Annotated in this window: 21 protein-coding genes and 1 pseudogene; 15 read left to right on the top strand and 7 right to left on the bottom strand. The window is 69.3% G+C overall.

Translation table 11 applies throughout. The annotated features are described in order from the left end of the window. The first annotated feature begins 100 nt into the window (after positions 1-100). From rpsP to ACOKR1_RS12910, 9 genes are all read left to right on the top strand, one after another. Positions 101-517 carry a 30S ribosomal protein S16 gene (gene rpsP / locus ACOKR1_RS12950; protein ID WP_422933442.1) on the top strand — a complete coding sequence of 139 codons (417 nt, stop codon included), beginning with the start codon at positions 101-103 and terminating at the stop codon, positions 515-517. Continuing rightward, positions 518-760 carry an RNA-binding protein gene (locus ACOKR1_RS12945; RefSeq protein ID WP_422933441.1) on the top strand — a complete coding sequence of 81 codons (243 nt, stop codon included), beginning with the start codon at positions 518-520 and terminating at the stop codon, positions 758-760. It begins immediately after the preceding gene. A gap of 181 nt (positions 761-941) precedes the next feature. Next, positions 942-1544, top strand: coding sequence for a ribosome maturation factor RimM (rimM, locus tag ACOKR1_RS12940; RefSeq protein ID WP_422933440.1), 603 nt, complete (start codon positions 942-944; stop codon positions 1542-1544). Beyond that, positions 1544-2329: a tRNA (guanosine(37)-N1)-methyltransferase TrmD gene (gene trmD / locus ACOKR1_RS12935; RefSeq protein ID WP_422933439.1), complete on the top strand. Its 786-nt coding sequence runs from the start codon at positions 1544-1546 to the stop codon at positions 2327-2329. The genes rimM and trmD overlap by 1 nt, the downstream gene beginning before the upstream one ends. Before the next feature lie 237 nt (positions 2330-2566). After that, the gene (gene rplS / locus ACOKR1_RS12930; RefSeq protein WP_415854125.1) at positions 2567-2926 is read left to right on the top strand and encodes a 50S ribosomal protein L19; all 360 of its coding nucleotides are present in this window, start codon (positions 2567-2569) and stop codon (positions 2924-2926) included. 30 nt (positions 2927-2956) lie between these two features. Then, entirely contained in the window at positions 2957-3640 is a 684-nt protein-coding gene (lepB, locus tag ACOKR1_RS12925) for a signal peptidase I (RefSeq protein WP_422933438.1), read from the top strand. Next, the gene (gene lepB, locus ACOKR1_RS12920) at positions 3637-4392 is read left to right on the top strand and encodes a signal peptidase I (RefSeq protein ID WP_422933437.1); all 756 of its coding nucleotides are present in this window, start codon (positions 3637-3639) and stop codon (positions 4390-4392) included. The genes lepB (ACOKR1_RS12925) and lepB (ACOKR1_RS12920) overlap by 4 nt, the downstream gene beginning before the upstream one ends. 1 nt (position 4393) lies before the next feature. Next, a complete protein-coding gene (locus tag ACOKR1_RS12915; protein WP_422933436.1) occupies positions 4394-5143 on the top strand; it encodes a ribonuclease HII in 750 nt (249 codons plus the stop codon). Between the two features lie 4 nt (positions 5144-5147). Next, complete coding sequence (locus ACOKR1_RS12910) at positions 5148-5471, top strand: DUF2469 domain-containing protein (protein ID WP_415854121.1); 324 nt, start codon at positions 5148-5150, stop codon at positions 5469-5471. A 20-nt stretch (positions 5472-5491) separates the two neighbouring features. Here the strand turns inward: ACOKR1_RS12910 and ACOKR1_RS12905 are convergent, their stop codons facing one another. Beyond that, on the bottom strand, positions 5492-6472 hold the full coding sequence (locus ACOKR1_RS12905; RefSeq protein WP_422933435.1) for a DUF998 domain-containing protein: 981 nt from the start codon (positions 6470-6472) through the stop codon (positions 5492-5494). A 239-nt stretch (positions 6473-6711) separates the two neighbouring features. Between ACOKR1_RS12905 and ACOKR1_RS12900 the strand changes: the two genes are divergently transcribed. From ACOKR1_RS12900 to ACOKR1_RS12875, 6 genes and pseudogenes are all read left to right on the top strand, one after another. Continuing rightward, positions 6712-7068, top strand: coding sequence for a YraN family protein (locus ACOKR1_RS12900; protein WP_422933434.1), 357 nt, complete (start codon positions 6712-6714; stop codon positions 7066-7068). After that, positions 6957-8223 (top strand): annotated as a pseudogene (locus ACOKR1_RS12895) (YifB family Mg chelatase-like AAA ATPase); the annotation flags it as partial. The gene ACOKR1_RS12900 and the pseudogene ACOKR1_RS12895, both read left to right, overlap by 112 nt. A gap of 57 nt (positions 8224-8280) precedes the next feature. Then, positions 8281-8619 carry a hypothetical protein gene (locus ACOKR1_RS12890; protein WP_422936638.1) on the top strand — a complete coding sequence of 113 codons (339 nt, stop codon included), beginning with the start codon at positions 8281-8283 and terminating at the stop codon, positions 8617-8619. Next, positions 8616-9848 carry a DNA-processing protein DprA gene (dprA, locus tag ACOKR1_RS12885; protein ID WP_422933433.1) on the top strand — a complete coding sequence of 411 codons (1233 nt, stop codon included), beginning with the start codon at positions 8616-8618 and terminating at the stop codon, positions 9846-9848. Before ACOKR1_RS12890 ends, dprA begins: the two co-directional genes overlap by 4 nt. Before the next feature lie 123 nt (positions 9849-9971). Further along, on the top strand, positions 9972-10898 hold the full coding sequence (locus ACOKR1_RS12880) for a tyrosine recombinase XerC (protein WP_422933432.1): 927 nt from the start codon (positions 9972-9974) through the stop codon (positions 10896-10898). A 212-nt stretch (positions 10899-11110) separates the two neighbouring features. Continuing rightward, positions 11111-11614, top strand: a complete 504-nt coding sequence (locus ACOKR1_RS12875) for a DUF3145 domain-containing protein (protein WP_136611339.1) — start codon at positions 11111-11113, stop codon at positions 11612-11614. Positions 11615-11751: 137 nt separating this feature from the next. On the opposite strand, the gene fabF is transcribed toward ACOKR1_RS12875, so the two are convergent. The 6 genes from fabF to aceE form a co-directional block, all read right to left on the bottom strand. Continuing rightward, complete coding sequence (fabF, locus tag ACOKR1_RS12870; RefSeq protein ID WP_415854115.1) at positions 11752-12987, bottom strand: beta-ketoacyl-ACP synthase II; 1236 nt, start codon at positions 12985-12987, stop codon at positions 11752-11754. 95 nt (positions 12988-13082) lie between these two features. After that, complete coding sequence (locus ACOKR1_RS12865) at positions 13083-13328, bottom strand: acyl carrier protein (protein ID WP_136611337.1); 246 nt, start codon at positions 13326-13328, stop codon at positions 13083-13085. Positions 13329-13432: 104 nt separating this feature from the next. After that, entirely contained in the window at positions 13433-14494 is a 1062-nt protein-coding gene (locus tag ACOKR1_RS12860) for a beta-ketoacyl-ACP synthase III (protein ID WP_415854114.1), read from the bottom strand. Then, positions 14491-15444, bottom strand: a complete 954-nt coding sequence (locus ACOKR1_RS12855; RefSeq protein ID WP_422933431.1) for an ACP S-malonyltransferase — start codon at positions 15442-15444, stop codon at positions 14491-14493. Before ACOKR1_RS12855 ends, ACOKR1_RS12860 begins: the two co-directional genes overlap by 4 nt. A gap of 110 nt (positions 15445-15554) precedes the next feature. Then, on the bottom strand, positions 15555-16793 hold the full coding sequence (locus ACOKR1_RS12850; protein ID WP_422933430.1) for a PucR family transcriptional regulator: 1239 nt from the start codon (positions 16791-16793) through the stop codon (positions 15555-15557). 126 nt (positions 16794-16919) lie between these two features. Further along, a complete protein-coding gene (aceE, locus tag ACOKR1_RS12845; RefSeq protein WP_422933429.1) occupies positions 16920-19661 on the bottom strand; it encodes a pyruvate dehydrogenase (acetyl-transferring), homodimeric type in 2742 nt (913 codons plus the stop codon). Positions 19662-19710 lie beyond the last annotated feature (49 nt).

The following is a 19710-nucleotide window of genomic DNA, read 5'->3' as shown; positions in this document are numbered from 1 at the left end:
GTGCGGTCGTGTTCCCTCTGAGCCCTACCGAGTACGGCCCGCCCCACGGGAGCGGAAAGTGTGGGTTCGACCGTGTGCAGAAACAGGAGTGACCACAACCGTGGCCGTTAAGATTCGTCTCAAGCGCTTTGGCAAGATGCGCGCGCCGTTCTACCGCATCGTCGTCGCTGACTCGCGCACCAAGCGCGATGGTCGTGCGATCGAGGAGATCGGCAAGTACCACCCCATCGAGGAGCCCTCGTTCATCGAGGTCAACTCCGAGCGTGCCCAGTACTGGCTGTCCGTCGGCGCCCAGCCGACCGAGCAGGTTCTTGCCCTGCTCAAGGTGACCGGCGACTGGCAGAAGTTCAAGGGTCTCCCGGGCCAGGAGGGTACGCTCCGGTACCCGAAGGGCAAGGAGCCGTTCGTCGCCCCCGAGAAGGATTCCGTGATCCTTCCCGAGGCCCCCAAGGCAGCGAAGGCCGAGGAGGCCGAGTCCGCCGACGCGGCCGCGGCCGAGACCACCGAGGCTGAGTAGTTGCTGGCCGACGCACTCGAGCACCTCGTCCGAGGAATCGTGGACAATCCGGATGACGTGGCGGTTGAGGCGAAGAGCAGCCGCCGCGGCGATGTCCTCGAGGTCCGCGTCCACCAGGACGATCTGGGCCGAGTGATCGGCCGCCAGGGCCGGACCGCCCGCGCACTGCGCACGGTGGTCGCGGCCCTTGCCGAGGGCGAGTCGGTGCGCGTCGACGTCGTCGACACGGACCGCCGCCGCTAGGCGCATAGCTTCAGGCACAGGCCTGCAGCCACGAGTATGAGGCTCCGGCCCCTCGGCCCGATTGGAAGGCTGAGGGGCCGGAGCCTTTTTCATGACGACCGTGTTGGTCGTGCCGGCCCCATCAGACCGGCCCGCACAGACCGGCCCGCACAGACCGTCCAGCATCAGGAAGGGACACGCCATGAAGCTGCGCGTCGCACGCATCGGCAAGCCGCACGGAATCCGCGGCGAGGTGACCGTACAGGTCCTCACCGACGCGCCCGAGGAGCGATTCGTGCGGGGCGCCGCATTCGACGTCGACCCCGCCTCCCATGGCGCGCTCACCGTCCGCTCGGCCCGCTGGAACAAGGACATCCTCGTGCTCGGCTTCGAGGAGGTCCCCGACCGCAACCGCGCCGAGGAGCTCCGCGGGGCCACGCTCTCGATCGAGACCGAGGAGCTCGAGGAGGCGGACGAGGAGGGCTGGTACGAGCACGAGCTCGTGGGGCTCGAGGCGCGCGTCGACGGCCGCGCTGTCGGAACCGTGTCCGCCCTCCACGTCATGCCCGCGCAGGACCTGCTCGTCGTCGACACGCCCTCGGGCGAGGTCCTCGTGCCTTTCGTCGACGAGATCGTTCCCGAGGTCGACGTCGAGGGAGGCTTCGTCGTCGTCGTGCCTCCGCCCGGACTCTTCGAGCTCAACACTGAGGCCGAGATTGCGGACGACGGCGGTGCGGACAGCGCCAACGCGGACGACGGCGGTGCGGACGACGGCGGGAATGCCGCCCGCGACGGGGAACTCTAGTGCGCATCGACGTCGTCAGCATCTTCCCTGAGTACCTCGCGCCGCTCAAGCTTTCCCTCCTGGGCCGCGCGCAGGAGGACGGGCTGCTGCAGCTCGACGTGCACGACCTCCGCGATTTCGCGTTCGACCGGCACCGCACGGTCGACGACACGCCCTACGGCGGCGGCGCGGGCATGGTCATGAAGCCCGAGCCGTGGGGCCTCGCGCTCGAGGCTGTGCTCGCCTCCCTTGAAGCTGCGGAGCGGAGGCCCACCCTCATCGTCCCCTCGCCCGCGGGCGAGGTGTTCACGCAGGCCCTCGCGTACGAGCTCGCCGAGGAGCCCACGCTCACGTTCGCGTGCGGGCGCTACGAGGGGATCGACGAGCGGGTCCTCGAGTGGGCCGGCGAGCGTTTCCGCGTCCGGCCCGTGAGCCTCGGCGACTACGTGCTCAACGGAGGCGAGGTTGCCGTCATGGCGATGGTCGAGGCCATCGGGCGGCTCCTGCCCGGCGTCGTGGGCAATCCCGAATCGCTCGTCGAGGAATCGCACTCTGATGGGTTGCTCGAGTACCCGGTCTACACGAAGCCCTCGTCGTGGCGCGGTCACGACGTGCCCGAGGTCCTCTTGAGCGGGAACCATGGGCTCATCGCACGGTGGCGGCGCGAGCAGCAGCTGCGCCGCACGGCGGGCCGTCGCCCCGAGCTCCTCGTCGGCGCCGACGCGAGTGGGTTCGGCCGGGAGGAGCGCGCCGTGTTGGCTGAATTGGGGTACGACGTCGTCGACGGTCGCCTCGAGCGGCACTGAACCGGGCGCCGTCGCCCGTTTTGCGGCGATCCGCGCGGGGGAGGCGATTCGCGCGGCGGGGTTCGCGCGTGGCAGAATAGAGCGTTGCGCCCGCCGGGCCCGGACTCTGCCACAGGGGAGCCGGCCAACGGATGGGGCGTCCCGCCTGACGGATCATCGGCACGGCGGGCGAGAGCCCGGGCCGTCACGGCCCGTGACTGAAGCGATTGACCTGTGGCATTCGCCAGGAGAAGCACTATGCACATTCTCGACTCGGTTGACGCCGCGTCCCTGCGTTCCGACATCCCGACGTTCGCGCCGGGCGACACCATCAAGGTGCACGTCAACATCATCGAAGGCAAGAACTCCCGCGTGCAGGTCTTCCAGGGCTTCGTCGTGGGCCGTCAGGGCCACGGCGTCCGCGAGACGTTCACGGTCCGCAAGGTCTCCTTCGGTGTGGGCGTCGAGCGCACGTTCCCGGTTCACTCCCCGATCATCGACAAGATCGAGGTCGTGACCAAGGGTGACGTTCGCCGCGCCAAGCTGTACTACATGCGTGAGCTCCGCGGCAAGGCCGCCAAGATCAAGGAGAAGCGCGACTACACCGCCTCCAAGTAAAGCCTCACGGCTTTCCGCCGCCGAAGCGTCGTGACCGTTCAGTCAGACTCCGAACGCGGCACCCGTACCGAGCGCCGGTCCAGGCTTCTGGGCTGGCGCTCGGTTCTTCTCGCGGTGCTCGCTGCCCTTGTCGTGTGGGGCCTCATCCGCGCCTTCATCATCGACGTCTACTACATTCCGTCTGGCTCCATGGAGCCGCTGTTCCAGCCGGGGGATCGCATTGCGGTCTCGCGCATGGCGTTCGCGAGCCGGCTCGTGCAGCGGGGAGACGTCGTGGTGTTCGACGGGCGCGGCTCGTTCGCCCCGCTTGAGAGCGGGAGGGGCTGGCTTGGCGACGCGGCTCAGGGCATCGGCGAATGGCTCGGCGTCGTTCCGAACGAGACCGTGTACGTCAAACGCGTGGTCGGAGTGGCCGGAGACCACGTCCAGTGCTGCACCACGGACGGGCGGCTCACCGTCAACGGGACTCCGCTCGACGAGCCCTATCTTTATCCGGGCGACGCGCCCAGCAGCATGAAGTTCGACGTCGTGGTGCCCGCCGGGAGGCTCTGGCTGCTTGGCGACCATCGTTCGGACTCCGTCGACTCGCGGTCGCTCCTCGGAGCCCCGGGCGGCGGCCTCATCCGCACGGATCGGGTGATCGGCGAGCCGGTCTCGATCCTCTGGCCGCTTGATAGATTTGGAGCGGTGAACACCACGAAGGGACATCAGTGACGCGCGAGGCCGGAACCGGACCAGACGCCGCGGACGCGGCGGCACCCCACGAGGACGGAGAATCGGGCCATCAACCCAGGCCGCGTCGCGGCGGCATTCTCGCACTGCTCAGGGAGATCGCGCTTATTCTCGCGATCTCGATCGTGCTCTCGTTCGTCATCAAGACGTTCTTCTTCAAGGCGTTCTACATCCCGTCGGAGTCGATGGTCCCCACGCTCGAGGAGAACGACCGGATCTTCGTGAACCTCATGGTTCCGCGCAACTTCGCGCTCACGCGCGGCGACGTGATCGTGTTCAAGGACACGAAGGGCTGGCTGCCTCCCTCCACGGGCTCGCAGCAGAACTGGTTCCAGGAGAGCCTCGAGTTCATCGGCCTGCTCCCTGACACGTCCCAGCAGCACCTCATCAAGCGGCTCATCGGACTTCCGGGGGACCACGTGGTCTGCTGCGACGCACAGCAGCACATCACCGTGAACGGCGTGGCGCTCAACGAGCCCTATGTGAACCCAGCCGAGGTGCCGCGCCCCGTGCCGTTCGACGTGACGGTGCCCGCCGGCAAGGTGTGGGTCATGGGCGACAATAGGAATCACTCATCGGATTCCCGCTTCCACAACGCCTCGCAGGCCGGAAACGGCTTCATCGATGAGAGCGACATCGAGGGCCAGGCCACCGTCATCGCGTGGCCCCTCAACCGCCTTGGCGCCCTCGGCAACTATCCGAACACCTTTGCCACCGTCCCCTCGCCCAAGTAGCATGACCGCCCTCCAGCCCATCGCCACCGAACGGCAGCCCGCCGCACGGCGAGCTGCCGCACCCGCGCCGACGCTGCGGTACGTGCGCCGTCTCGCGGGTGAGTACGGGCCGCTCGTGGCGGGCTGCGACGAGGTGGGCCGGGGGGCCCTCGCCGGGCCCGTGAGCGTCGGCGTCGTCGTCATCGACGTGCGGACCGTTCGGACCCGGACGGTGTTGAGGGACAGCAAGCTCCTTGCCCCGGAGAAGCGGATCGAGCTCGTCCCACTCGTGCGGTCGTGGGGTGTCGCGAGCGCCGTCGGGCACGCGGCCGCCGAGGAGATCGACGAGTTTGGGCTCATGGAGGCGCTGCGGCTCGCGGGGACCCGAGCGCTCGGCGAGATCGCCGCGGCAGGGTTTGTGCCCGACGTCGTCCATCTCGACGGGAACTACGACTGGCTCGGGCGCGGCGGGCAGGGCGCCCTCTTCGGGGACGTCGCAGCACCGCCAACCGTGCCCGTGCACACCATGATCAAGGCGGACCTCAAGTGCCAGGCGGTCGCCGCGGCGAGTATTCTCGCGAAGGTCGAGCGCGATGGCATCATGATGCGGCTCGGGGAGGACGATCCCCGGTTCGGGTGGGCCGTCAACAAGGGCTATGCGACGCCGGACCACCGTGCCGCCCTGGCGGCGTACGGCCCGACCGTGTGGCACCGCCGGAGTTGGAACCTCGAAGGGTTCGCAGGAGAGCCCGTTGAGGGTGGAGGAAGATAGGACTATGAGCGCAGAAGACCTCGAGAACTATGAGACCGACATGGAGCTGCAGCTCTATCGCGAATACCGGGATGTCGTCTCGCTGTTCAGCTACGTCGTCGAGACCGAGCGCCGCTTCTACCTCGCGAACCACGTGGACCTCCAGGCCCGCTCGGCCGACGGCGAGGTGTACTTCGACCTGACCCTCCAGGACGCGTGGGTGTGGGACGTCTACCGCAGCGCCCGCTTCGTCAAGAGCGTCCGGGTCATCACGTTCAAGGACGTCAACGTCGAAGAGCTTCCGAAGGTCGAGGACCTCGCGCTCCCGAAGGACGCGCTGGGCAACTAGGCGGTCCTGCGGGAGGCTGGTCAGGCCGCCGGCGAACTCAGCGGCACGGTCGTCGATCCGGCCTCCATGCGGCGCTTCCCGTTGAGCGAGGTGACGCCGTCGTCGGAGCCTCGGTGCTTTCCCGAGCCTTCGGCGACGGGGCGCCGATGGGCCCCGCTGCTGAGGGCCCACCCCATCACGGCCATGCCCACGATGAATCCGTAGATGACGCCCCGCTCGTAGAGTCCCGTGAAGTCGCCGAGGACCTCGGGGTGGCCTGCGATTGCCGCCACGGTCTTGATCAGAAACAAGGTTCCCCCGACCGACGCGACTGCGGCCAATCCGAGGAGGATCCGAGCCACAACGGGGCGCGGCCTGAGCCACAGGATGCCGAGCAGCACGAGCGTGACGATGGCGCAGACCAGGAACACCGCGGTGCTGATCATGTGGCCCCACGGCATGCCGTCCGCCGCGTAGAAGTCCTCGGGGAACACGCCGACCCCCACGACCGCGAGCCCCGCGACGGCCATGAAGAATCGCGTCGCGGTCGTGAGGTGGTGAGCGCGCGTGAGCTCGCGGCCCTCATGCTCGCCGCCGAGGTGGCGGATGAGCCGCTTCGTCGCGGGAAGATTGGCCTGGCCCGCGGCCCGAGAGAGGCGGAGCTCTTTCTCATGCTCCGCGGAGTGGCCGCCCACGCGCAGAACGGTCGAGGTGATGAGCAGGGCGGCGACGGTCACGCCCACGCCGATGAGGATGAAGGAGAGGTCCGCGGCGACGAAGGCCGAACGACACGTGGTCTGGCCATCGACCGAATGGCATCCGCGCGCGCCGAGGTCGCTCACGACGTTCCGCCAGTACGCGTAGTCGCTCCACGAGAGGAAGACGATCCATTCGACGGCGAAGTACTGCAGCAGGCTCTTCGCCGCCCACGAGCCGATCAGGTGCCGGCTGTCTGCAGGGCTGGGATTTCGGCCCTTCGACCAGCTGTCCAGCTGGTCTGCCGCCCAGGTAATGACGCTCATGGCGACGATTAACGCGCTTCGATGGATAAACCTCAAGGTCCTCGGAACAGATGACCGAAAGCGTGCGAATTGCGGGTGCGCGCTGTCGATTCGATGACTTCCCCGTCACGGCTCCACGGGGCCTTGAATTGGCTCGTCTGGCGGGCTCGTATAGTCCTCCACAGAACTCTTTCGGGCGGATGGTCCACATGGGCGCCGCGCGGCCGGATCCGTCTGCGGTTCCGGGGCAGGCTGGACGCATGAGGGCGAAAGACAGGCTCGGGCAGCGCGGAGAGCGGCTCGCCGAGGACTATCTCAAGGCCGGCGGGGTGGTCATCCTCGACCGGAACTGGCGGTGCAAGGACGGGGAACTCGATCTCGTGGCGCTCGACGGCGGCGTGCTGGTCGCGGTCGAGGTCAAGACGAGGTCGTCGTGGGCGTACGGGCACCCCTTCGAGGCGGTCGACGCCGTCAAGCTGGGTCGCGTGGCGAGGCTTGCCTCAGCGTGGGCCCGCGAGCATCCCGTGGCGCACGTCGCGCGGCGCGTCGACGTCATCGCCGTGACGGGAGCCGGGCTCGACATGCCGGTCCTCGAGCACCTTCGGGGCGTCGCGTGACTTCCGTTGGCCGCGCGCTCGGGATTGGCCTCGTGGGGCTCAACGGCTACGTGGTCGAGGTCGAGGCGGACATCGGGCAGACGCTCCCGGCCTTCGTCCTGCTGGGTCTGCCGGATTCGGCGCTCAACGAGGCGAAGGAGCGGGTCCGGTCGGCCGCACAGAACTCGGGGCTCCCGCTCAGCCGCCGGAAGATCACCGTGAATCTCATCCCCGCGTCTCTGCCGAAGCGGGGCACGGCGTTCGATTTGGCGATCGCCATTGCCGCGCTTGCGGCCGCGGGGGACATCAGGCCTCCGGCCGAGGCAGTCTTCATCGCCGAGCTCGGCCTCGACGGGCGCCTGCGCCCCATCCAGGGGATCCTGCCGGCGGTCATGGCGGCCGTGCGGGCGGGCTATCCCGAGGTGATCGTCGCGGCGGAGAACGCCCCGGAGGCACGGCTTGTGCCCGGGGCCCGGGTCCATGGCTACGAATCGCTTGGCAGCCTTGTCCTGGATTTCGGCGCGGATCCGATCAACGTGGTTCTGCCCGAGCGGGAGACGAGGCCGAGTGGCCAGGCCGATCACGGCGTCGAGGCGGAACCACGCAGCGGGAGCCTCGACCTGCGAGACGTCGCGGGCCAGCACGAAGCCCGGGCGGCACTCGAGGTTGCTGCAGCGGGCGGGCACCATCTGCTCATGATGGGGCCGCCTGGCGCTGGGAAGACGATGCTCGCAGAGCGGCTGCCAGGGATCCTCCCAGAACTCGACGACGAGGCGGCGATGGAGGTCACGGCTATCCACTCGCTCTCGAGCCATCCGAGCGCGACGCGCGAGCTCCTGCGGAGGCCCCCGTTCGAGAACCCGCACCACACGGCAACGAGGGCGTCGATCGTTGGCGGAGGGCAGGGGGATTCCCCGCCCCGGGGCGGCCTCTCGCGCGCACCGCGGAGTGCTGTTCCTCGACGAGGCGCCCGAGTTCGAATCGCGTGCCCTCGAGTCGCTGCGCCAGCCTCTCGAGAGCGGCATGGTCAGGATCGATCGGGCGGCGGGTGAGGCCACGTACCCCGCTCGCTTCCAACTCGTCCTCGCGGCGAACCCGTGTCCTTGCGGTCAGTCCACGGGCAAAGGACTCAACTGCACGTGTACGCCACAGGTGCGCCGACGGTACAAGGCCAAGCTCTCGGGCCCGCTGCTCGATCGGGTGGACATACAGCTCGCGGTGCAACGTGTCTCGATGGTCGACCTGAGCGTGGGGGCACCGGCGGAGTCGTCGGCGGACGTCGCCGTGCGGGTCCGCAAGGCGAGGGACCGGCAGGCCGAGCGGCTCCGGCCGTACGGATTCGACACGAACGCCGAGGCACCGGGCCGCTTGCTTCGCGGCGCTCTTCGGCTCGCGCAAACTACGACCCGTCCGCTCGAGAAGGCGATGGTGGCCCAGACGCTCACGGCGCGAGGCTTCGACAGGGTGTTGAGGATTGCGTGGACGATCGCGGACCTGGCAGAGGTAGACCGTCCCGGGGACGACGAGATCGGGCAGGCGCTCCTTCTTCGCGCGGCGGAGACAGCGGCATGACCGGGGGAGTCCAGATTCGGGGAGGCGGGCTCGGCGCCCCGCGCGAGCGAGACGCCCTCGCCCCGGCGCGGATGGCCAGGGCCGCGCTCACGCGTCTCATGGAGCCTGGTGACGCCACGGGGGCTGCTCTCGTGGCCATCCTCGGTCCCTCGGACGCCTTGGCCGTCGCGACGGCACGCGTGGGTCCTGACCCGCGGCTCGACGCCGCGGTCGGGAGCCTCGTCCTCGGCGGAGGCGCCAAGTCGTGGGAGGGGCTCGCGAGCGCTCAGGAGCGTTGGAAGGCGCGCGTGCCGGATCTCGCGCCCCAGCGGGACCTCGAGACCATCGCCCGCTTCGGCGGCAGGCTGCTCATTCCCGAGGATCCGGAGTGGCCTGAAGGCTTCGCTGATCTCGGGGCCCAGGCGCCGATCGGGCTCTGGGCCCGCGGGGAGGAGAACCTTCCGGAGGTGCGTCGCTGCGCGGCCGTCGTGGGGTCTCGCGACGCAACCCCTTACGGGCTCAGCGTCGCCGGCGAAATCTCCAAGGGCCTCGTGGACCGCGGGGTGACAGTGATCAGTGGAGGTGCTTACGGCATCGACGCGCAGGCTCATCGCGCGGCTCTTGTTTCGGAGGGCTCCGCGTTGCCGACCGTCGCGGTCATGGCCGGAGGTCTTGACCGCTACTACCCTGCGGGTAACGAAGAGCTCCTGCGCACCATAGCCCGGCAGGGCCTGCTCGTCTCCGAGCTTCCGCCCGGTGGGGCGCCGACCCGGCACCGGTTCCTGCGCCGGAATCGGCTTATCGCTGCCCTCGCGGGCGCGACCGTCGTGGTCGAGGCGCAGTATCGTTCCGGCGCGCTGAGCACGGCCAACCACGCAGCGGACCTCGCCCGCCCGGTCGCGGCCGTCCCGGGGTCGGTGTACTCCGCGAGCTCGGCGGGCTGCCATCGCCTCCTCCGGGAGGCCGGGGCGGTCTGCGTGACGGACGTCGAAGAGGTCTACGAGCTCCTCGCGCCCATCGGTGCGGGCCTCGCGTCGGAGAAGTCGGGCAAGCGGGCCGTCCACGACGGGCTCTCGGTCGAGGACGTGCTCCTGCTCGACGCGCTTCCCCTGAAACAGGGGACGACGATCGAGCGGCTCGCCAACGTGGCCGGGCTCAAGCCAGCGCAGGTGCGCGCCGGGCTCGGCAGGCTCCAGCTCCTGGGGCTGTGCATCGACTCGGGGTCCGGTTGGCGCCGCACGGGGCGGTGAGCACGGCGGCGGACGCCCGGCCTCCCCGTAACGGCCGAGCCCCGAGGGGCTCTCTCGGTCTCGTTCTTGTTACGAGAAGGGTGTCGGCTTGTCCCGCTGGGGGAGGGCGGCCACAGTGGCTTTGTGCACGATCACCTTCCTCTCGCCCGTGGGCTGCGCGAACCCCTCGAGGGTTTCCTGCGGTACCTCGCGCTCGGACGGGGCAGATCCGAGCACACGGTGCGCGCCTACGAGGGCGATCTCGTGTCGATGCTCAGCGCCGCCCAACAGGACGGCGCACGCAAGCTCAGCGACGTCGGGCTCGCGAGCCTCCGGCGGTGGCTCGGCAGGCAAAGCGAGGAAGGCCTGTCGCGCGCCACACTTGCCCGCCGTTCCGCGGCCGTCCGGTCGTTCACGTCGTGGGCCGTGCGCGAAGGGCTGCTCGAGGTGGATCCGGCGCTCCGGCTCGCGTCGCCCAAGCGTCACGGGGGCCTTCCCGAAGTGCTCCACGCGGAGCAGGCCCGCCGCCTGCTCTCGGCCCTTGCCTCCGTTGCGGAGGGCAGGGATCCTGTCGCCGTGCGTGATTGGGCACTCCTCGAGCTGCTGTACGCGACCGGGATCCGCGTTTCGGAGCTCGTGGGCCTCGACCTCGATGACGTCGACCTCTCGGCCCGCACGCTGCGGGTCCTCGGGAAGGGCAACAAGGAGCGCACGGTGCCGTTCGGCGTCCCGGCCGCGAACGCCGTCGTCCGCTGGAGCGGGGCGCGCGGTGCGCTCCTCACGGCCGCGAGCGGGCCCGCGCTCTTCCTCGGCAAGCGCGGCGGGAGGCTCGGCCAGCGTCAGGCCCGGGAGACCGTCGACGCCGCGCTTCGAGCCCTCGGAGACACCGCGGCGAGCGGGCCACACGCCCTGCGGCATACGGCGGCGACCCACCTTCTCGACGGTGGAGCGGACCTGCGATCCGTCCAGGAGCTGCTCGGCCACTCGAGCCTCGCGACGACCCAGCTCTACACTCACGTCTCGGTCGAGAGGCTCCGGGCAAGCTACGTCCAGGCCCATCCGCGGGCCTGAAAGCCGCGGGCTGGACCGAACGACACGCCGAAAGACACGCCGCGTGTCGCGGGCCGGTGCTGGCGGAATCGCCAACCGTCCGGCAGAATGACCGTGGCGGCCGTGTGCGATGCTTTCGCGTTCTGGCCAAGAAAACTGAATTGCCACAGGATCACACGCTCCATGTGCTGACGGTCGTAGGGGAAGACGTACCGACAGCGATGGAGGATGGAATGTCTGCAGTGATGACACGTGGTCTGCTGTTCGTGCACTCGTCACCGAGTGCGCTGTGCCCGCACGTTGAGTGGGCTATTGGCTCCGTCGTCGAGAAGAGGACAGATCTCGAGTGGACGGCTCAGCCAGCTGCGCCCGGAATGTTCCGGGCCGAGCTCTCGTGGGTCGGCGCACCCGGCACGGGGGCTCAATTGGCGTCCTCCCTGCGCGGATGGGCCCACCTTCGTTACGAGGTCACGGAGGAGCCGAGCCCCGGCGTCGACGGGGCGCGGTGGTCGCACACCCCTGAGCTCGGGATCTTCCACGCGACGACCGACGTCCACGGAAACATCATGGTGACCGAGGATCGTATCCGGTACGCCTACGAATCGGGCGCTGGCGACCCGGCCGCCGTGTTCCACGAGCTTTCTCTGGCCCTCGGTGAGGCGTGGGACGAGGAGCTCGAGCCGTTCCGGCACGCCGCCGAAGGCGCTCCCGTGCGCTGGCTGCATCAGGTCGGCTAGGCAAGCCTGCCCCAAGCGCCGACCCGGCGCCGAGACTACCCCCATCGCGCAACGGCCGTGGGTCCCGCCAGTTCGGCGGGCCCACGGCCGTTTGTCGTGCCGCAGTCGTCAAGCAGGCGCGCACGAACCGTGGACGGTCAGTGGTTGCGGACCACGATGACAGCGTTGTGGCCGCCGAAGCCGAACGAGTTGCTCAGGGCGACGATGTCGCCCTGGGGCAGCTCGCGCGCAGTCGTCACGACGTTGAGCGGGATCTCCGGATCCTGGTGGTCGAGGTTGATGGTGGCCGGGGCTTTGCGGTCGTAGACCGCGAGAACCGTCAGGACTGCCTCGACAGCGCCGGAGGCCCCAAGCAGGTGGCCCATCTGGGACTTAGTTGCGGAGACGGCAACGTTGTCGATGTGTGTGCCGAGGGCGGCCCGGAGAGCCGTGTACTCGGGCTTGTCGCCCACCGGGGTGGACGTTGCATGGGCGTTGATGTGAACAATGTCCTCGGGCTGGACGCGGGCGTCGAACATCGCTGCCTTGAGCGCGCGGGTCGCCCCGAGTCCCTCGGGGTCCGGCGCCGTGATGTGGTAGGCATCAGCCGTCACTGACGTGCCCGCGAGCTCGGCGTAGATTCGGGCGCCGCGGGCCCGGGCGTGCTCCTCGGCCTCGAGCACGAGCGCACCCGCGCCCTCGCCCATCACAAAGCCGTCGCGATCGATGTCGTACGGGCGCGAGGCATGCTCGGGATCGTCATTGCGCTTCGAGAGCGCCTGCATCGACGCGAACGCCGCGAGCGGCATGGGATGGATGGCCGCCTCGGCGCCGCCCACCATGACGACGTCGGCCTTGCCGGCCCGGATGAGCTCCTGGCCCACGGCCATGGCCTCCGTGCCGGACGCACACGCCGAGACGGGAGTGTGAGCGCCAGCGCGGGCCCCGAGGTCGAGACTCACGGCCGCGGCCACGCCGTTCGGCATGAGCATCGGCACGGTCATGGGGAGGACCCGTCGGGGCCCCTTGTCCTTGAGCGTGTCCCAGGCGCTCAGCAGCGTCCACACGCCGCCGATCCCGGTTGCGAAGGCCACGGCGAGGCGATCGTGATCGATCTCCTCGATCCCGGAGTCCTTCCATGCCTCGCGCGCTGCGATGACGCCGTACTGCGTGGACGGGTCCATGCGCTTCATCTCGACCCGCCCGAGGACGTCTTCCGCGGGCACGGCGAGCCTGGCCGCGATCTTCACGGGGAGGTCGTATTCCTCGACCCAGTCGTCTGTTAGCCGGACGACGCCGGAGACTCCCTTGAGCGCGTTCTGCCACAGCGTCGGGACGTCGCCGCCCACAGGGGTCGTGGCGCCGAGGCCGGTGATGACAACTTTGCGGGCCATGATTCACTCTTTCGACGAGTCTTCGAGCCGTGACGGCTGTCAGGATGGAGCAGACGGCCGGCACCTCGGAGGTACCGGCCGTCGCGGAGGAAAGGTCAGGCCTGAGCCTTGGAGATGAAGTCCACGGCGTCGCCGACGGTCGAGAGGTTCTTGACCTCCTCGTCGGGGATGCGCACGCCGAACTTCTCCTCGGCGTTCACGACGATGGTCATCATCGAGATCGAGTCGATGTCGAGGTCATCGGTGAAGGACTTCTCCAGCTGGACGGCCTCGGGGGCCAGGCCGGTCTCCTCGTTGATGATCTCGGCCAGGCCGGCGAGGATCTCTTCGTTGCTAGCCATGTCGGCTCCTTTTCTGGTTCGCCGGCTCGCGCCGGCGGGCTGGGCAAGCCGCTTGTGCGGCTTGGTTTCTCACGCGCCGGGCATTCGCCCGGCGCGCTGGGGGACTACGGGAGGGTGACTACCTGAGCGCCGAACACGAGCCCGGCGCCGAAGCCGATCTGGAGCGAGAGCTTGCCGCTCAGTTCGGGATTCTCCTGAAGAAGCCGGTGCGTGGCAAGCGGGATCGACGCAGCCGACGTGTTGCCGGCGTCCGCAATGTCGCGGCCGACGACGACGCTCTCCGGCAGCTTGAGCTGCTTGACCATCTCGTCGATGATACGCATGTTCGCCTGATGCGGCACGAACGCAGCGAGGTCCTCCGGCTTGACTCCAGCGGCGTCGAGAGCGCGCTTCGCGACCTTGGCCATCTCCCAGACGGCCCACCGGAAAACGGACTGGCCGTCTTGGCGGAGCGTCGGCCAGATCTTCGCCTCGGTGCCGAGCACGGCCGCAGCGTTCCCCGCGCCGTCGCGCTCAGCCTCGTCGGAGAGATCGCGGACGTCGAGCAGCGAGTGCGTCATCCCGATCGTGTTCCACTTGCTGCCGTCCGAGCCCCAGATGGAGGGCCCGATGCCTGGCGTCTCGGACGGGCCGATGACGACGGCGCCCGCGCCGTCGCCGAGCAGGAACGAGATGCTCCGCTCGCTGTTGTCGATGAAGTCGCTCAGCTTCTCCGCGCCGACCACGAGCACGTACTCCGCGGCCCCAGAGCGGACCAGCGAGTCGGCCTGCGCGATGCCGTAGCAGTAGCCGGCACATGCGGCGGAGATGTCGTAGGCGGGGGCCGGCGTCGCGCCGATGCGGTCGCACAGGAGGGCGGCGGCCGAGGGGGTCGCGTAGGGATGCGTGACCGTGGAGACGATCACGGCCCCGAGCTGGGATCCCTCGATCCCGGCCCGCTCGAGCGCCTCGCGCGCGGCGGCCTCCGCCATGTCGATGAGCTCGACCTCGGCCGGAGCGCGGTGGCGGGTCACGATGCCGGTGCGCTGCCGGATCCATTCATCCGAGGAGTCGATCCACTGGCACACGTCGTCGTTCGTGACGATCACGGAAGGGCGGTACACGCCGAGTCCGATGATGCGCGAGTGCTCGCGGGTCTGGGTCTGGCGCAGCGTGGGGACGCTCATACCGTCTCATCTTCCGTTGAAGGGTTTTGCACGGCGTCTGCGGCGAACAGCTCGAGCGCCGCAGAGAGATCCGCCGGGGTCTTGACCGCGACGGCCTTGACGCCCGGGAGCCCGCGCTTCGCGAGGCCCGTGAGCGTACCGGCCGGGGCAAGCTCGATGAGCCCGGTCACGCCGAGGCTCTTCATCGTCTCCATGCACTGGTCCCAGCGGACCGGGCGCGAGACTTGCGCGACGAGGCTCTCGATCGCGGCCGGGCCCGAGACGACCTCGCGGCCGTCGAAGTTGGAGAGGAGCGGCACGGCCGGATCGGTCACGCCGAGGCTGGGCCGCAGCTCCTCGAGCGCCGCGACCGCAGGGGCCATGTGCTGGGTGTGGAACGCGCCGGCGACCTTGAGCGGAATGACGCGCGCCTTCGCGGGCGGGTTTTCGGCGAGGTTCGCGAGCTGCTCGAGCGTCCCGGCGGCGACGACTTGGCCGCCTCCGTTGACGTTGGCGGGGGAGGCGCCGCTCGCGTCGATCGCCTTGAGGACCTCGTCCGGGTCGCCGCCCACGACCGCGCTCATGCCGGTCGGAGTCACGGCGGCGGCCTTGGCCATCTCGCGGGCGCGGACGCCCACGAACTTCATGGCGTCCGCCTCGCTCAGGACTCCCGCGAGGGCCGAGGCCGTGATCTCGCCGACGGAGTGGCCGGCGAGCACGACCGGGAGCGTCGAGAGCTCGACGTCGAAGAGGGTGCGGGCGGCCACGAGGCCAGCGGCAACGATGAGGGGCTGCGCGACAGCCGTGTCCTTGATGGTCTCTTCCGTCGAGGTCGTTCCGTGCGCCACGAGGTCGAGCCCGACCACCTCGCCGAGCGAGCCAAGATGCTCGGCGGCGGAGGGCAGCTCGAGCCACGGCGACAAGAAGCCCGGCGTCTGGGAGCCCTGTCCAGGGCAGACAATTGCTAGCACGATTCCAGCTTTCCAAAGGGTGGACAGTTCCAGCGGTGCCCGCGTGTACCAAGCTCCAGAACGCGGATTGTAGGAAGTCTACAACGGGGGTCCGTGCCCCGCCGGGTGTTTCAGGCCCCCTGGCGGGCCGGTCTCTCCCGCCCCGGAGGGTGCGCCGCGAGGCGTCCCACGACGAGTGCGGTCTGCAGGACGAACGCCTCGCGGGGCAGGAGCGGGTCCCATCCGGTGACGTCGCACACGCGCCGCAGCCGGTAGCGGACCGTGTTCGCGTGCACGAAGAGCTCTCGCGCGGTCGCCTCGAGCGAGTGCCCGAGCTCGAGGTACGCGCTCAGCGTCTCGACGAGCCCATTCGAGGCCGCGAGGAGCGGGCGGTAGATCTTCTGGACGAGCGCGCGGCGCGCGGCGTCGTCGCCCGCGACAACACGCTCGGGGAGGAGATCGTCGGCGGCCACGGGCCGCGGGGCGTTGGGCCACGCGCGGGCCGCGGAGAGCCCGGCGAACGCGGCCTGCGCGGACGCGCTGATTTCGGGGATGCTCTCGGCCTGCGGGCCGAACACGACCGGGCCGGGCGCGAAGATCTCGCTCAGCCGCGAATAGGCGGTCTCATCCTCGGCAACCCCGCCGAGGATGAGGATGAGGCGATCGCCCTGGATGCCCACGAGCGCGTCCTGCGCGTAGCGTCCCGCCATGCGCCGCACCTCGCCCACGTAGCTCGGACTCGGCTCGAGCGGCGAGCCGCCGACCATGACGAGGAAGCGCTCCTGCGCCTTCCAGCCGAGCGCTGCGATGCGGGAACGCAAGGCGTCCGTGTTCTCCCCGCGCAGGATCGCGTCGACGATGAGTGCTTCAAGCCGCGTGTCCCATGAGCCGCGCGTTTCGGCGGCCCGCGCGTAGACGTCGGCCGCCGCGAACGCGACCTCGCGAGAGTAGCGGAGCACGGCCTCGCGGAGCGCGGGCTGGTCCTCCTCCGACGCGAGGTTCGGCACCTGGTCCTCGACGACCTCGACCACGATTCGGATGAGCTGGAGCGCCTTCTGGAGGCTGATCGAGCGGGTCAGCTCGGTGGGCGCGTTCCCAAAGACGTCGGAAAGCACCCACGACGGGAGGGCCGGCCGCTCGTACCACGTCACGAACGCGGCGATGCCGTTCTGCGCCACGAGGCCGAGGGCCGAGCGCTCGTCCGCGCTCAGGCGGCCGTACCAGGGGAGCGCACGTTCGAGCTCCCGCGTGGTGGTCGTTGACAGCTGGCCGACGCTGCTGCGCAGCTTCTTGAGCGTCTCGGCCTTCGCCGGGGCGGCCTTGAGCCGGCCCCGCCGGGTGCCTCCGGACGCGTGCGTCTGCTGGGACATGTGAAGAGCATAGGCTGCGCGCCGCCGTCGCCCGAATTTGTGCGAAGGCTACAAGCGGACGACGACGGCGGCGCACCCGTATTGGGGAGCGCCGCCGTCGTTCGTGGTGCGGTCGGGGACGGAAGGCTAGCTGTCGCCGCCCGCGTTGCCCGTCGTGCCGGCGTTGACGTCGCGCAGCCGGTAACGCTCGAACGCCTGGCGCGGCGCATCGGAATCGACCTCGCCGCGGCGCGCGAGCATCTGGAGCGCGCGGACCACCACGGAGTGGCTGTCGATGTGGAAGTACCGTCGGGCGGCGGCGCGGGTGTCCGCGAAGCCGAAGTCGTCCGCGCCGAGCGTCGCGAACTCGTTCGGGAGGAATTGGCGGATCTGGTCCGGCACGGCCTTCATGTAGTCCGTGACGGCGACGATCGGCCCGGTCGCGCCCGCGAGCTGCCGCGCGACGAACGGCACGCGCGGCTCTTGGCCCGGGTTGAGGAATGCCTCGGCCTCGGCGGCGAGGCCGTCGCGGCGGAGTTCGGTCCACGACGTGACGCTCCAGACGTCCGCGGAGACGCCCCACTCCTCGGCGAGGATCCGCTGCGCCTCGATGGCCCACGGGACCGACACGCCCGAGGCGAGGAGCTGGGTCCGCGGGCCGTCGATCTTGGCCGGCGAGAGAAGGTAGATGCCCTTGAGCAGGCCCTCGACGTCGAGCTCCTCCGGCTCGGCCGGCTGGACGATCGGCTCGTTGTACACCGTGAGGTAGTACATGACGTTGGGATCCGGGTGGTTCCCGCCGTACATGCGCTCGATGCCGGCCTTCATAATGTGGCCGATCTCGTACCCGTACGCGGGGTCATAGGTGACCACAGCCGGGTTCGTCGACGCGAGGAGCGGCGAGTGGCCGTCCGCGTGCTGGGTGCCCTCGCCCGTGAGCGTCGTGCGGCCGGCGGTCGCGCCGATGATGAAGCCGCGCGCCATCTGGTCCGCAGCCGCCCAGATCCCGTCGCCCGTACGCTGGAAGCCGAACATCGAGTAGAAGACGTAGACGGGGACGAGCGTCTCGTCGTGCGTCGCGTAGGCGGTTCCTGCCCCCGTGAATGCGGCGATCGAGCCGGCCTCGTTGATGCCGGCGTGCAGGATCTGGCCCTCAGGCGCCTCCTTGTACGCGAGCACGAGGTCGCGGTCCACGGAGAGGTAGTTCTGGCCCTTCGGGTTGTAGATCTTCGCGGTCGGGAAGAACGCGTCCATGCCGAACGTGCGCGCCTCGTCCGGGACGATCGGCACGATGCGCTTGCCGAAGTCCTTGTCCCGCATGAGGTCCTTGAGCAGGCGGACGAACGCCATGGTGGTCGCGGCCTGCTGCTTGCCCGAGCCGCGCTTGGCCACCTCGAACGACTTCTCCGACGGCAGCTCGATGGCGCGCTGCGGGTCGCGGCGCTCCGGGAGGAAGCCGCCCAGCGCCTTGCGGCGCTGCATCAGGTACTCGATCTCGGGGGCGCCGGCGCCGGGGTGGTAGTACGGCGGCTGGTAGGGATCGGCCTCGAGCTGCTCGTCGGAGATCGGGATCCGCAGGTGGTCGCGGAAGTCCTTGAGGTCCTGGAGCGTCATCTTCTTCATCTGGTGGGTCGCGTTGCGGCCCTCGAAGTGCGGGCCCAGGCCGTAGCCCTTGACCGTCATCGCGAGGATGACCGTGGGCTTGCCACGGAACTCCGTCGCGGCCTTGTACGCGGCGTAGACCTTCCAGTAGTCGTGGCCGCCGCGCTTGAGGTTCCAGATCTGCTCGTCGGAGTAGTCCGCCACGAGCTCCTTGGTCTCCGGCGTCTTGCCGAAGAAGTGCTCGCGGACGAACCCGCCGGACTCCGCCTTGTAGGTCTGGTAGTCCCCGTCCAGCGTCTCGTTCATGATCTTCACGAGCTGGCCGTTGTCGTCCTTCTTGAGCAGGGCGTCCCACTCGCGGCCCCAGATGACCTTGATGACGTTCCAGCCCGCGCCGCGGAAGAACGCCTCGAGCTCCTGGATGATCTTGCCGTTGCCGCGCACCGGCCCGTCGAGGCGCTGGAGGTTGCAGTTGACCACGAACGTGAGGTTGTCGAGGTTGTCGTTCGCGGCGAGCTGCAGGAGGCCGCGGCTCTCGGGCTCGTCCATCTCGCCGTCGCCGAGGAAGGCCCACACGTGCTGGTCGGAGGTGTCCTTGAGGCCGCGGTTGTGGAGGTAGCGGTTCGTCTGCGCCTGGTAGATCGCGTTCATCGGACCGATGCCCATGGACACGGTCGGGAACTCCCAGAACTCCGGCATCATGCGCGGGTGCGGGTAGGAGGAGAGCGCGTGGCCTTCGTGCGACTTCTCCTGGCGGAAGCCGTCGAGGTCCTGCTCGGACAGGCGGCCCTCCATGAACGCGCGTGAGTACATCCCGGGGGAGGCGTGGCCCTGGAAGAAGACCTGGTCGCCGCCGCCGGGGTGGTCCTTGCCGCGGAAGAAGTGGTTGAAGCCCACCTCGTAGAGCGTCGCGGCGCCCGCGTAGGTCGAGATGTGGCCGCCCACGCCGATACCGGGGCGCTGCGCGCGGTGCACCATGATCGCGGCATTCCAGCGCATGTAGGCGCGGTAGCGGCGCTCGAATTCTTCATTGCCCGGGTACTCGGGCTCCTGGTCCGCGGGGATCGTGTTCACGAAGTCCGTCGTCGTGACCATGGGAACGCCCACACTCCGCGATCCCGCTCGCTGGAGGAGGCTGCGCATGATGTATTGCGCGCGCTCGGTGCCCTGCTGTTCGATCAGGGCGTCGAGAGACTCGATCCACTCCGCGGTCTCTTCAGGGTCGCGGTCCGGCAGCTGGTTCGTCAGGCCGCTGAGGATGTGCGAGGTTTCCTCTCCTACAGACACGTCCAAAACCTCTCTTCGAGCCCGTTGGACCGCCAGCTGGTGGCTGCCG

The sequence above is a fragment of the Sinomonas sp. P47F7 genome, from assembly GCF_049332655.1.
Classification (GTDB): Bacteria; Actinomycetota; Actinomycetes; order Actinomycetales; family Micrococcaceae; genus Sinomonas.
Note: the sequence above shows the minus strand (reverse complement) of the source record. Positions and strands in the feature narration are given on the sequence as shown.